The sequence below is a fragment of the Streptomyces sp. NPDC041122 genome, assembly GCF_055592445.1.
In genome coordinates, this window is the sequence record NZ_JBVIYQ010000002.1 from 1,315,586 (window position 1) to 1,329,011 (window position 13,426).

Genomic DNA, 13,426 nt, shown 5'->3' on the forward strand with positions numbered 1-13,426 from the left:
CAGATGGCCATGCCGCTGCGCCAGACCATCAAGGTCGCGACGTATCTCTTTGAACAGAAGCTCCGCAAGCGTGACAAGTTTCCACTGATCGTCGAGTTGGAGCCGCTCTTCGCGTGCAATCTCGCGTGCGAGGGCTGCGGAAAGATCCAGCACCCGGCCGGTGTGCTCAAGCAGCGCATGCCGGTGGCCCAGGCAGTGGGCGCCGTCCTCGAATCAGGTGCCCCGATGGTGTCCATCGCCGGCGGCGAGCCACTGATGCACCCTCAGATCGATGAGATCGTCCGGCAGTTGGTGGCGAAGAAGAAGTACGTCTTCCTCTGCACCAACGCCATGCTGTTGCGCAAGAAGATCGAGAAGTTCACGCCCTCGCCGTACTTCGCGTTCGCCGTGCACATCGACGGCATGCGTGAGCGGCACGACGAGTCGGTCGCGAAGGAGGGCGTGTTCGACGAGGCGGTGGAAGCGATCAAGGAGGCCAAGCGGCGCGGCTTCCGGGTCACCACCAACTCGACCTTCTTCAACACCGACACCCCGCAGACCATCATCGAGGTCCTGAACTTCCTCAACGACGACCTCCAGGTCGACGAGATGATGCTCTCGCCCGCCTACGCCTACGAGAAGGCGCCCGACCAGGAGCACTTCCTCGGCGTCGACCAGACCCGAGAACTCTTCAAGAAGGCCTTCGCGGGCGGCAACCGGCGCCGCTGGCGGCTCAACCACTCGCCGCTCTTCCTGGACTTCCTGGAGGGCAAGGCGGACTTCCCGTGCACGGCGTGGGCGATCCCCAACTACTCGCTCTTCGGCTGGCAGCGCCCCTGCTACCTGATGAGCGACGGCTACGTCCCCACGTACCGCCAGCTCATCGAGGAGACCGACTGGAGCAAGTACGGCCGCGGCAAGGACCCGCGCTGCGCCAACTGCATGGCGCACTGCGGTTACGAACCGACCGCCGTCCTCGCCACCATGGGCTCCCTCAAGGAGTCCATCCGAGCGGCCCGCGAAACGGTCTCGGGGAACCGCGGATGACGTCATGAACGGGCGGAGGCGGGCACCCCGTGAGGGGTGCCCCCCATCACCGTGAGCTGAGAGAACCAGAGAGGGGGCCCGAGCATGACCATTCTCGAAACCATCCGGGGGCCGCGGGACCTGAAGAAGCTTTCCGGGACCGAACTGGGCGAACTGGCGGGGGAGGTCCGGGAGTTCCTGGTGCACGCGGTCGCCAGGACGGGCGGCCACCTCGGGCCCAATCTGGGGGTGGTGGAACTCTCCGTCGCCCTCCACCGGGTCTTCGAGTCGCCCGTCGACCGCATCGTGTGGGACACCGGCCACCAGAGCTATGTGCACAAGCTGCTCACCGGGCGGCAGGACTTCTCCAAGCTGCGCGGCAAGGGCGGCCTCTCGGGCTACCCCTCGCGCGCGGAGTCCGAGCACGACGTCGTCGAGAACAGCCACGCCTCCACGGCGCTCGGCTGGGCGGACGGCCTCGCCAAGGCGCGTCAGGTGCTCGGCGAGCGGGGGCACGTCGTCGCGGTCATCGGGGACGGCGCCCTCACCGGGGGCATGGCCTGGGAGGCGCTCAACAACATCGCGGCGGCGAAGGACCGGCCGCTGATCATCGTGGTGAACGACAACGAGCGCTCCTACGCCCCGACCATCGGCGGCCTCGCCAACCACTTGGCCACCCTCAGGACGACGGACGGCTACGAGCAGGTGCTCGCCTGGGGCAAGGACGTCCTCCAGCGCACCCCGGTCATCGGGCGGCCGCTGTACGAGTCGCTGCACGGCGCCAAGAAGGGGTTCAAGGACGCTTTCGCGCCGCAGGGCATGTTCGAGGACCTGGGACTCAAGTACGTCGGGCCGATCGACGGGCACGACATCGGCGCCGTCGAGTCGGCGCTGCGCCGTGCGAAACGCTTCCACGGTCCTGTGCTCGTCCACTGTCTGACCGAGAAGGGCCGGGGCTACGAACCCGCGCTCGCCGACGAGGCGGACCGCTTCCACACCGTCGGCATCATGAACCCGCTCACCTGCGAGCCGCTCACGCCGGCCGACGCGCCCTCGTGGACCTCGGTGTTCGGGGACGAGATCGCCCGCATCGGGGCCGAGCGCGAGGACATCGTCGCCATCACGGCCGCCATGCTGGGTCCGGTCGGCCTGACGAAGTTCGCCGCGGCCCACCCCGACCGGGTCTGGGACGTCGGCATCGCCGAGCAGCACGCCGCGGTCTCCGCCGCCGGACTCGCCACGGGCGGCCTCCACCCCGTGGTCGCCGTCTACGCCACCTTCCTCAACCGCGCCTTCGACCAGCTCCTGATGGACGTGGCGCTGCACCGGTGCGGGGTCACCTTCGTGCTCGACCGGGCCGGGGTCACCGGCGTCGACGGGGCCTCGCACAACGGCATGTGGGACATGTCGATCCTGCAGGTCGTGCCGGGGCTGCGGATCGCCGCGCCGCGCGACGCCGACCAGCTGCGGGTGCAGCTGCGGGAGGCGGTGGCCGTCGACGACGCGCCGACGCTGCTGCGGTTCCCCAAGGAGTCGGTGGGGCCCTCGATCCCGGCCGTGGACCGGCTGGGCGGCATGGACGTCCTGAGTCAGGACGCCGATCCGGACGTGCTGTTCGTCGCCGTCGGGGTGATGGCGCCGGTCTGTCTGCAGGCCGCCGAGCTCCTGCGGGCACGCGGGCTGCGCTGCACCGTCGTCGACCCGCGTTGGGTCAAGCCGGTCGACGCCGAGCTGCCCGGGCTCGCCGCCCGGCACCGGGTGGTGGCGGTCGTCGAGGACAACAGCCGCTCCGGCGGGGTCGGCTCGGCGGTCGCGCTGGCCCTCGGCGACGCCGAAGTGGACGTGCCGGTACGGCGGTTCGGGATCCCCGAGCAGTTCCTCGCGCACGCCAAGCGGGGCGAGGTCCTCGCCGATCTCGGGCTCACCCCGGTGGAGATCGCCGGGCGGATCGGCGCCACGCTCGCGGCCAAGGAGGGCCTACCGGAGCAGGGTTCAGGCAAGGAGCACAGCGTATGACCACGGAGTTCGACGACGCGCCCGCCCGCGCGAAGACATCCGGCGGCAAGGGGTTCGACCTCGGCAGGCTCCTCGCCGAGCGTGGCGCCGAGCGGTACGAGCTGCACGCCCGGCACCTCAACCACCAGCTGCCGCGCATGCTGCACACCATCGGCTTCGACAAGGTCTACGAACGGGCCGAGGGCGCGTACTTCTGGGACGCGGAGGGCAACGACTACCTCGACATGCTCGCGGGCTTCGGCGTGATGGGCCTCGGCCGGCACCACCCCGTCGTCCGCAAGGCGCTGCACGACGTCCTCGACGCCTCGCTCGCCGACCTGACCCGCTTCGACTGCCAGCCGCTGCCCGGCCTGCTCGCCGAGCGGCTGCTCACGCACAGCCCGCACCTGGACCGGGTGTTCTTCGGCAACAGCGGCACGGAGGCCGTCGAGACGGCGCTGAAGTTCGCGCGGTACGCGACCGGGAAGCCGCGGGTGCTCTACTGCGGCCACGCCTTCCACGGGCTGACCACCGGATCCCTCTCCGTCAACGGCGAGGACGGGTTCCGGGACGGCTTCGCGCCGCTGCTGCCCGACACCGCGATTCCGCTCGGCGATCTCGACGCGCTGCGCCGGGAGTTGAAGAAGGGTGACGTCGCCGGACTGATCGTCGAGCCGATCCAGGGCAAGGGCGTCCACGGGACGCCGCCCGGATACCTGCTCGCCGCCCAGGAGTTGCTGCGCCGCCACAAGGCGCTGCTGATCGCCGACGAGGTGCAGACGGGGCTCGGCAGGACCGGCGACTTCTACGCGTACCAGCACGAGGCCGGGGTCGAGCCCGATCTGGTCTGTGTCGCCAAGGCGCTCTCGGGCGGCTATGTGCCGGTGGGCGCCACGCTCGGCAAGGACTGGATCTTCAAGAAGGTCTACTCGTCCATGGACCGGGTCCTGGTGCACTCGGCGAGCTTCGGCTCGAACGCGCAGGCCATGGCGGCCGGGCTCGCGGTCCTGTCCGTCATGGAGGACGAGAAGATCGTCGAGAACGCCCGGGTCACGGGCGAACTGCTCAGGTCGCGGCTGGCCGCCCTCGTGGACCGCTACGAGCTGCTGAGCGAGGTGCGCGGTCGCGGGCTGATGGTGGGCATCGAGTTCGGGCGGCCCAAGTCGCTGAAGCTGCGCGGGCGTTGGACGATGCTGCAGGCCGCCCGCAAGGGTCTCTTCGCGCAGATGGTCGTCGTGCCGCTGCTGCAGAAGCACCGCATCCTCACCCAGGTCTCCGGGGACCATCTGGAGGTCATCAAGCTCATCCCGCCGCTGACCGTGGGGGAGCGGGAGGTGGACCGCTTCGTGGCGGCGTTCACCGAGGTGATGGACGACGCGCACAGCGGCGGCGGGCTGATGTGGGACTTCGGCAAGACGCTGGTGAAGCAGGCGGTCGCGAACCGCTGACGTCGGGAACGGCCCGTTCGAGGGCGACGAAGCGAAGATTTTGCCTCTCGGGCAAGAAAGTTGCCCGAGAGGCAACGCTCTGGCTCAATCAAGGGTATGAGCCCTGCCGAGCCCACGGACCCCACGGAGCCCGCGTCCCGAGCGGCCGCCGAGCCGTCCCGCGCGGCCGACGCGCTGCCCGTCGTGGCGCCCCAGCTGCGCGAACTGCGCCGCCGCGCCTCCCTCACCCTGGAGGCCGCGGCCCGCAACGCCGGGCTCTCACCCGCCCACCTGTCCCGCCTGGAGACCGGACAGCGCCAGCCCTCGCTGCCGATGCTGCTCACGCTCGCACGCGTCTACGGTACGACGGTCTCGGAGCTCCTCGGTGAGACGGTCGCCGACCGGGACGCGGTCGTCCGTGCCGCGGACATGGAGCCGACCCGGGCGGGCGGCTGGACGTACTTCAAGGCGGGCGCGTCCGGCCGCGGGATGCAGGCGCTGCGGGTGCACGTGCCGCACGGCGCGCAGGGCGACATCGTGCGCGTCCATCCCGGCGAGGAGTGGCTGTACGTCCTGAAGGGGCGGCTGCGGTTGCACCTCGGGGACACCGCGCACGCGCTCGACCCGGGGGACAGCGCGCACTTCGACTCGCTGACCCCGCACCGGATCGCCGCCGCCGACCGGGGCGGCGCCGATCTGCTCTTCGTCCACACCTTGCTGCAGAGCCCCGCCACCGCGCTGTGCCTCGGCGGCCCGACCCAGGGAGAACCGACATGACGGAACCGGACCAGCAGCAGCCCCTCCGGCCGGAGCCCGCCCGCAACACCATGGAGGAGAAGTTCCCCCGGGCGCTCTGGGTCCGCCTGATCATCTACGTGGCGGTGGGCCACCTCTTCGCGGCCTTCATCTATCTGCTCTTCGAGCTGGGCGCGAAGAACCAGTAGGCGGCCCGGCTCAGTCGAGGAGGCGCTCGCGGAGCCGTTCCCGGGTGGCGTCGCTCACCCGGAGGCCCTCGGCGAAGTACGTGTCCACGTCGCCCCAGGTCTGCTCGATCGTCTCGAACGCCGCCGCCAGGTACTCGCTGCGGGCGTCGAAGAGCGGGTCGAGGAGCTCCAGGACCTCGGGGGCCATCGCGTTCGGGGAGCTGTCGGTGCGGTGCACCTTGTACCGGCGGTGGGACGCGCTCGACTCGAGGTAGTCGGCCTCGATGGCGTCGCGCTCGACGCCGACGGCGAGCAGCGTCACGGCTATGGAGAGGCCGGCACGGTCCTTGCCCGCCGCGCAGTGCATCAGCGCGGGCACGCTGTCCTCGGCGAGCGCGTGCAGTACCTTGCCGTGCTCGGCGGTGCGCTCCTTGATGATCGTGCGGTACGCGGTCTCCATCCGGCCCGCGGCCTTGCCGTCCGAGAGCAGCCCGCGCAGCTGGTCGAGGTCGCCGTCGCGGACCATCTTCCAGAACTCGGCGCCGTCGGCCGGGTCGGTCAGCGGCAGATTCACGTTGCGCACGCCCGGCAGCGCGATGTCGGGCCCCTCCAGGCGCTGGTCGGCGGCGTTGCGGAAGTCGAAGACCGTGTGCAGGCCCAGCGAGGCGAGGAAGGCGGCGTCGGAGGCGGTGGCGTGCGCCAGGTGACCGCTGCGGAACAGCACGCCGCGGCGGACGTGGCGGCCGTCGACCGTCGGCAGCCCGCCCACGTCACGGAAGTTGCGCACTCCGGAGAGCTGGGGCTCCGACACCTCTGTCGGCGGGACCTGCTGCGTCACGGGCTCTCCTCGGGCTCTGCGTCCGGCGCGGCTCGCCGGCGGGTGCGTCTTCGACGATACGACACGGGTACCTGGGGCAATCACCCCTGCTCCGCTCCCGTCCGCCGGGCCGGGCGAACTCTGTCCCGGAGCGGAAAACGGCTTGCCTTGGAGCATGCTCCAACTCGTACAGTCGCCGGCCTTGGGACAACTCAAGAACATCTTCAAGAGCACCGCTGCCAAGGAGAGTTGCATGCGCCATCGCGTACTGGGCGGGACCGGCATACAGGTCAGCCCCTACTGCCTCGGCACCATGATGTTCGGCGCCATCGGCAACCCCGACCACGACGACTGCGTGCGGATCACCCACGCCGCCCTGGACGCGGGGATCAACTTCGTCGACACCGCCGACATGTACTCGGCCGGGGAGTCGGAGACCATCGTCGGCAAGGCGCTCAAGGGCCGCCGCGACGACGTCGTCCTCGCGACCAAGGTCCACTTCCCGATGGGGGAGGGCCCCAACCGGGGCGGCAACTCGCGGCGCTGGATCATCCAGGAGGTGGAGGAGAGCCTGCGGCGTCTGGACACGGACTGGATCGACCTCTACCAGGTGCACCGGCCGGACCACACCACCGACATCGAGGAGACGCTCTCCGCCCTGACCGACCTGGTGAGCCAGGGCAAGATCAGGGCGTTCGGCTGCTCCACGTTCCCGCCGCACGAGGTCGTCGAGGCGTACCACGTCGCCGAGCGCCGGGGGCTGCGGCGCTTCCGCACCGAGCAGCCGCCGTACTCGCTGCTGGCCCGGGGGGCCGAGCGGGACGCGCTGCCGGTGGCGGAGCGCCTGGGCATGGGGGTGCTGACCTGGTCCCCGCTGGCCTCGGGGTTCCTGACCGGCCGCTACCGCAAGGGGCGGACCGCCGATCTGAGCACCGGGCGGCCCACCGTCTTCCCGGACCGCTTCGACCCCACGGCGCCGCGCACCCTGGCGAAGCTGGAGGCCGTCGAGGGGTTCGTGGCCCTCGCGGAGGAGGTGGGCTGTTCCCTGCCGGAGCTGGCGACCGCCTTCCCGCTCGCCCACCCGGCCGTCACGTCCGTGATCATCGGCCCCCGCACGATGGAGCACCTGCGGAAGACGCTCAAGGGCGCCTCCGTGGCGCTCGACGACGCGACCCTCGACCGGATCGACGAGATCGTGTCGCCCGGCACGGACGTCTACCCGCCGGACGGGGCGTGGACGCCGCCGTCGCTCACCACGCCGGCCCTCCGCCGCCGCACGGCCGGTTCGAGGTCGGCCGCCTGACGCCCACCGGATCGCCGGGTCCCTGATGGACGGCCGGGCCGCATGGGATGCCGGTACGGCTCCGGTGAAGTGATGGAGAAGCTGGCGATGTGCACGTCAAAAGGTGGAGTGTGCACTTATTCCGAGTTGGACGAATCTTGACCGGTGGCTTATCTCACGCACCGTCAACCCCTCCCTACGGTGGCGTAGGTCACTTAGGGAGGTGAAGGATGTTACCTCGTGAGCGCAGAGTCGACATCCTTCATCCAGCACCCCATCAACAACCGCGTGTTCAACTCCTACGCAGCGCTCGGCGACAGCTTCACCGAGGGCGTGGGGGACCCGGGACCCGACGGCACCTTCGTCGGCTGGGCCGACCGGCTCGCCGTCCTGCTCGACGACCGGGTGCCCGAGCACACCTTCCGGTACGCCAACCTCGCCGTCCGCGGCAAGCTCCTCGACCAGATCGTCGAGGACCAGCTGCCGCGCGCGAAGGAGCTCGCCCCCGACCTGGTGACGTTCTGCGCCGGGGGCAACGACATCATCCGCCCCGGCACCGACCCCGACGAGGTCGCCGAACGGTTCGAGCGGGCCGTCGCCGACCTCTCCTCGGCGGTCGGCACGGTCATGGTGACCACTGGCTTCGACACCCGCAGTGTGGCGGTGCTCAGGCACCTGCGCGGCAAGATCGCCACGTACAACATGCACGTGCGGGCCATCGCCGACCGGTACGGCTGCCCCGTGCTCGACCTGTGGTCCCTCAAGACCGTGCAGGACCGGCGGGCCTGGGACGGCGACCGGCTGCACCTGTCCGCCGAGGGGCACACCCGTGTGGCGCTGCGCGCCGGTCAGGTCCTGGGGCTCGACGTGCCCGCGGACCCGGACCAGGCGTGGCCGCCGCTGCCGCCGCGCGGCACGCTGGAGGTGCGGCGCGACGACATCCACTGGGCGCGCGAGTACCTGGTGCCGTGGATCGGCCGGCGCATCCGGGGCGAGAGCTCCGGGGACCACGTGGTGGCCAAGGGCTTCCGCAACCCGCACACCATCAAGATGCAGATAGAGGCAGCCTCCTGACGGCCCGGCACCGGGCCGTCAGGAGTGGCCGACCGCGCGACCGGACGAGGGCGCCCCGTATCGCGGGGCGCCTTCCGCGCGCCCGGCCCGGTACGGTTCCCGGCTGCGCTCGGTCGACGGGACGTGCCGGACGGGACGTGCCACGGGGGGCCGACCGGGCCCGCGGCGCCCCGCCGGCGACGTGGCGGGGGTCTCGGATGCCGCGCAGGACTCGTCGGGGGCCGGTGGACATAATGGAAGGGCCTATCCACCCCCCTCAGGAGGTCCCGTGTCCCGGTCCCTGATCCCCGGGCTCCGCTCGCTGCGGTCCGCTCCCTTCGGCGCGGATCCCGCGGGTGCCCGGCTGGCCCGGATCCGCAGATCACCGAACTTCTCCGTCGCCGAGGGTTCCTTCCAGAACCCCGTGGGCGCGAGGACCCGCCCGTCCGGGTCGAGCCTGGAGTTCGCGAAGATCTACTTCCGCAGGGAGGAGCGGCTGCGCCGCGGCCCGGCCGGTACGGTCCCGGTGCACCCCACCACCCTCGCCGACCTCGCCCAGCCGCCGGCCGACGGACTGCGGGTCACCTGGATGGGGCATTCCAGCGTCCTGGTGGAGATCGACGGGCGCCGGGTGCTCTTCGACCCGGTGTGGGGCGAGCGGTGCTCGCCGTTCTCCTTCGCCGGACCCAAGCGGCTGCACCCCGTGCCGGTGCCCCTCGCGGCGCTGGGACCGGTGGACGCCGTGGTGATCTCGCACGACCACTACGACCACCTGGACATGCCCACGATCAAGGCCCTGGCCGGCACCGACACGGTGTTCGCGGTGCCGCTCGGCGTCGGGGCCCACCTGGAGCGCTGGGGCGTGCCGGCCGACCGGCTCCGGGAGCTGGACTGGAACGAGACCGCGAAGGTGGCGGGGCTGACCCTGACCGCGACCCCCGCCCGGCACTTCTGCGGCCGGGGACTGCGCAACCAGCAGCACACGCTGTGGGCGTCCTGGGCGGTGGCGGGGCCGGAGCACCGCGTCTACCACAGCGGCGACACCGGCTATTTCGCCGGCTTCCGCGACATCGGCGCCGAGCACGGTCCGTTCGACGTGACGATGATCCAGATCGGTGCCTACTCGGAGTGGTGGCCGGACATCCACATGACGCCCGAGGAGGGGCTGCGGGCCCACCTGGACCTCCAGGGCGGCGCGCCGAGCGGCGTCCTGCTGCCGATCCACTGGGGCACCTTCAACCTCGCCCCGCACGCCTGGTCGGAGCCGGGCGAGGGCACCGTCACCGCCGCTCGCCGTGAGGGCGTCACGCTCGCCCTGCCCTGCCCAGGGGAGCCCTTCGAGCCCGGGGCGGAGGCCGTGCCGGGGCGGCTGTGGTGGCGCGACGTGGCGGTCGTGCCGGAGGGCGGCTGGCTCGGGGCGTCCACCCTGGTCGTACGGAGCGTCGCGGGGCCGAAGGGCGACGCCGCGGACAGCGCGACGGACGCCACGGGCACCACGGACAACGGGGAGCACGAGACGACGCCCGTCGGCTGACGTGCGCCCGCCGGGAGCGGGGCGCCCCGAGGCGCGGCGGGTGTGACGCTCACGCCGCGCGGGCGCGGTGTCTGCGGACCGCGTCGCGGTTGGCGCACCGCTGCGAGCAGTAGCGCTGCCGTCCGGTGCGCGAGGTGTCGGCGAAGATCGTGGTGCACTCGGTGACGGCGCACCGCCGCAGCCGGTGCATGCCCCGGCCCGCGAGGTGCAGCGCCGTGCCCACCGAGATCAGCGAGAACAGCAGGGCGCCGAGCGGCTGGCGGGCGTCGCGGTAGTGCAGGTGCCAGCCGCTGCCCGCGTGGTCGGTCAGCCGGGGGTGGGCGGCGGCTGCTGCGAGCATGTCGTTGACCCGTTCGGCGCGCTCGTGCTCCTCGGTGGCGTCCACGACCTTCACCCAGGCGTCCAGGGCCTCCTGGGCGCGCGCCAAGTCGTCGGCCGATACGGGTTGTTCGAGGGCCAGCCCCGCGGCGCGGCAGCGGTCGGCGAGCTCCTCGGGGCCGGTGGGACGGCGGTTGGCGAGATCGGCGGCCAGGTTCACGGCGTCCTCGCCGTAAGGGTTGAGGTGCATGCGGCCATTACAGCAGCGGCGGGGCCGCGCCGGGGCGCGGACGCGGGTCGCCGTACGGAGGGGAATCGGGCCCGTGTGCGAGCCGATTCGGACCCCCGTGCGAGGTGTCATACCAGAGCGGGACGCTGCCCGCTGACTTTGTCAACTGCCCATCGCACATGATGCGTTGCCGACTACCGTGTGTGGCCGTCGGGCGACGCAGGGATCACGACGCAGTGCTGACGTCGCGACCTGCCGGCCGGCACGGCGATGCCCCCACCACGCCGCAAAGAGGAGTCGGGCCGAGCGCCGGACCCTCGTCGCCACACACCGAGGACGCAGATGTCTCACCTACGCGCACCGGCCGCCCGTCCAGACCGCCGTGAGGGCGGCCGGCACGGCAGGCCCGGCAGCCGCAGTGCCGCCGCGCTGCCCGAAACCCACATACGGCCGCAGCTCCTGCGCATCGCGGTGCTGCCGGCCGTCGCCGTGGGCCTGAGCGCCTGCGCCGCCGTGCTGTTCACCCTGCGCTCGACCGGCGCCCGGCCGGGGACGGCCCTGGTCGCCGTCCTCACCGCGGCCGCCCTGGTCGCCCTGGCCGGGATCGTGACGGCCGCCGTCGCCGCCGAACGCGCCGCCAAGACCGTGCACGACCGCCTCGGCGCGCTGCGCCGGACCGCCGCGCGGGGCCAGGCCGAACTCCGCGGCGTCGTGGAGCAGCTGCGCCGCGGCGACCAGCCGCCCACGCCCGGCACACCGGCCCGCGCGCGCACCGGCGGCGACGAGTTCGACCAGCTCGCCGACGAGCTGAGCCGTGCGCACGACGTCGCCGTCGGCGCCGTCGTCCAGGCCTCCCAGCTCTCCAGCCACGCGGGCAGCGAGCAGAAGGTCGAGGTCTTCGTGAACCTCGCCCGACGGCTGCAGTCGCTCGTCCACCGCGAGATCTCCCTGCTCGACGAGTTGGAGAACGAGGTTGAGGACCCCGAACTGCTGAAGGGCCTCTTCCACGTCGACCACCTCGCGACTCGCATCCGCCGGCACGCCGAGAACCTCGCGGTGCTCGGCGGCGCCGTCTCGCGCCGCCAGTGGAGCAACCCGGTCTCCATGACCGAGGTGATGCGCTCCGCCATCGCCGAGGTCGAGCAGTACTCGCGCGTCAAACTCGTGCCGCCGATCGACGGCACCCTGCGCGGCCACGCGGTCGCCGACGTCATCCACCTGCTCGCCGAACTCGTCGAGAACGCCACGGTGTTCTCCGCGCCGCACACCCAGGTCCTGCTGCGCGCCAACTCGGTGACCGCCGGGCTCGCCGTCGAGGTGGAGGACCGCGGCCTCGGCATGCCCCTGACCGAGCAGAACAAGATGAACCGGCTGCTCACCGACCCGGACCAGGTCAACGTCGCGAGCCTCCTCCAGGACGGCCGCATCGGGCTCTTCGTGGTCTCCGCGCTGGCCCGCCGGCACGGTGTCGCGGTGCGGCTGCAGACCAACATCTACGGGGGCGTCCAGGCCGTCCTGATCCTGCCGCAGGAGCTGCTGGGCGCCGACCAGCAGGCGGAGCCGGTCACCCGGCGCCGCCCGGCGGCCGAGGTGGCGTCGCGGGGCGCCACGGGAGCCGCGGACGACGGCACGGGTTCCGGGGAGCCCGGGGACGTACGAGACGCCGGAGGCGTACGTGACGCCGGCGCCGTGCCCGACACCGCGGTCCTCCAGGATTCCGGCACCGTGCTCGACACCGCGGGCGCCCAGGATTCCGGCGCCGGACCGGATTCCCCAGGCTCGCGCGAGACCGCAGGCGTACGGGACGACCTGGGCGCCGCCACTCCGGAGTGGCCGAGCGCCGCACCCCCCGCGCCCGGCCCCGCCCCGCACTCCGCGCCCCACCCGGCGCCCGCCCCGGACCCCGGCGCCGGCCCGTACCGCCCGCGCACGGTGAACGGCGCCCCGCCCGCCCCGCTCCCGGTGCGCGGCTCCCGGCAGGACCGTCCGACGCCCGCCGACGCCACCCCCGGCATCCGCCCGGAGGACCGGCAGGCCGTCGCCGAGCACACCGCGGCACCGCCGACCCCGCTGGGCGGCGCGGTGCGCGGCCGGGTCGGCAGACCCCAGCTCCCCAAGCGGCGCGCCCAGGAACACATCGCACCCCAGCTGCGCGACTCCCCGGCGCCGCGGCCCGACGGGGGCGACCCCGTCGGCCACGACCCCGGCCTGATGGCCGCGTTCCAGCGCGGCATCGGCCTCGCGCAGGCCCAGGAGGCCCGCGATCCCACCCTGCGGGAACACGAGGTCGGCGCCCCCCACGAGGGGCGCGGACCAGGCGGCTGACTCGCACCGGCAGGCCCGGCCCCCCACCACCTCTGCCCCGGCAGACCTCCGTACGTTCGTACCTCAAGGAGTCGATCCACCATGGCGAGCGATGCGCCGACCGGCCATGTATCCGATCTCGACTGGCTGATGAGCGGCCTCGTGCAGCGAGTGCCGCACACCCGGAGCGCCGTCCTGCTCTCCTCCGACGGACTCGTGAAGTCGGTGCACGGCCTCGACCCGGACAGCGCCGACCACATGGCGGCCCTCGCCTCGGGGCTCTACTCCCTCGGGCGCAGCGCGGGCATCCGCTTCGGCGACGGCGGCGACGTCCGCCAGGTCGTCGTGGAACTGGACTCCACCCTCCTGTTCGTCTCCACCGCAGGCTCGGGCACCTGTCTGGCCGTGCTCGCCGGGCGCGACGCGGACGCGGCCGTCCTCGGCTACGAGATGGCGATGCTGGTCAAGAGCGTCCGCCCGTACCTGATCACCGCGCCCCGGCAGCCCGCCGGCGAACCCGCGCCGATGAGGCGTTGAGC

General features: G+C 72.3%; 12 protein-coding genes. 10 read left to right on the forward strand and 2 right to left on the reverse strand.

Annotated elements, in window-relative coordinates:
* The first annotated feature begins 3 nt into the window (after positions 1-3).
* The 5 genes from hpnH to ACZ6B8_RS12065 all read left to right on the forward strand — a co-directional run bounded on the left by hpnH (position 4) and on the right by ACZ6B8_RS12065 (position 5,371).
* Positions 4-1,026: an adenosyl-hopene transferase HpnH gene (hpnH, locus tag ACZ6B8_RS12045; protein ID WP_471072430.1), complete on the forward strand. Its 1,023-nt coding sequence runs from the start codon at positions 4-6 to the stop codon at positions 1,024-1,026.
* An 84-nt stretch (positions 1,027-1,110) separates the two neighbouring features.
* Positions 1,111-3,021, forward strand: a complete 1,911-nt coding sequence (gene dxs, locus ACZ6B8_RS12050; protein WP_471607132.1) for a 1-deoxy-D-xylulose-5-phosphate synthase — start codon at positions 1,111-1,113, stop codon at positions 3,019-3,021.
* A complete protein-coding gene (locus ACZ6B8_RS12055) occupies positions 3,018-4,448 on the forward strand; it encodes an aspartate aminotransferase family protein (RefSeq protein WP_471607133.1) in 1,431 nt (476 codons plus the stop codon). Before dxs ends, ACZ6B8_RS12055 begins: the two co-directional genes overlap by 4 nt.
* A 96-nt stretch (positions 4,449-4,544) precedes the next feature.
* Entirely contained in the window at positions 4,545-5,204 is a 660-nt protein-coding gene (locus ACZ6B8_RS12060) for a helix-turn-helix domain-containing protein (protein ID WP_471072421.1), read from the forward strand.
* Between the two features lie 50 nt (positions 5,205-5,254).
* Entirely contained in the window at positions 5,255-5,371 is a 117-nt protein-coding gene (locus tag ACZ6B8_RS12065; protein ID WP_355814311.1) for a DUF6126 family protein, read from the forward strand.
* Positions 5,372-5,381: 10 nt separating this feature from the next.
* Here the strand turns inward: ACZ6B8_RS12065 and ACZ6B8_RS12070 are convergent, their stop codons facing one another.
* Positions 5,382-6,188: a tyrosine-protein phosphatase gene (locus tag ACZ6B8_RS12070; RefSeq protein ID WP_471607134.1), complete on the reverse strand. Its 807-nt coding sequence runs from the start codon at positions 6,186-6,188 to the stop codon at positions 5,382-5,384.
* 232 nt (positions 6,189-6,420) lie between these two features.
* Between ACZ6B8_RS12070 and ACZ6B8_RS12075 the strand changes: the two genes are divergently transcribed.
* From ACZ6B8_RS12075 to ACZ6B8_RS12085, 3 genes are all read left to right on the forward strand, one after another.
* Positions 6,421-7,470 carry an aldo/keto reductase gene (locus tag ACZ6B8_RS12075; RefSeq protein WP_471607135.1) on the forward strand — a complete coding sequence of 350 codons (1,050 nt, stop codon included), beginning with the start codon at positions 6,421-6,423 and terminating at the stop codon, positions 7,468-7,470.
* A gap of 267 nt (positions 7,471-7,737) precedes the next feature.
* Positions 7,738-8,523, forward strand: a complete 786-nt coding sequence (locus tag ACZ6B8_RS12080; RefSeq protein ID WP_471607205.1) for an SGNH/GDSL hydrolase family protein — start codon at positions 7,738-7,740, stop codon at positions 8,521-8,523.
* Between the two features lie 268 nt (positions 8,524-8,791).
* Entirely contained in the window at positions 8,792-10,036 is a 1,245-nt protein-coding gene (locus tag ACZ6B8_RS12085; protein WP_471072412.1) for an MBL fold metallo-hydrolase, read from the forward strand.
* A gap of 49 nt (positions 10,037-10,085) precedes the next feature.
* Here ACZ6B8_RS12085 and ACZ6B8_RS12090 read toward each other — a convergent pair whose 3' ends face one another.
* Positions 10,086-10,604: a CGNR zinc finger domain-containing protein gene (locus tag ACZ6B8_RS12090; RefSeq protein ID WP_471607136.1), complete on the reverse strand. Its 519-nt coding sequence runs from the start codon at positions 10,602-10,604 to the stop codon at positions 10,086-10,088.
* 321 nt (positions 10,605-10,925) lie between these two features.
* Here ACZ6B8_RS12090 and ACZ6B8_RS12095 point away from each other — a divergent pair, with 321 nt between their 5' ends.
* Complete coding sequence (locus ACZ6B8_RS12095; protein WP_471607137.1) at positions 10,926-12,908, forward strand: sensor histidine kinase; 1,983 nt, start codon at positions 10,926-10,928, stop codon at positions 12,906-12,908.
* Positions 12,909-12,989: 81 nt separating this feature from the next.
* A complete protein-coding gene (locus ACZ6B8_RS12100) occupies positions 12,990-13,424 on the forward strand; it encodes a roadblock/LC7 domain-containing protein (protein WP_223778127.1) in 435 nt (144 codons plus the stop codon).
* Positions 13,425-13,426: the final 2 nt, after the last annotated feature.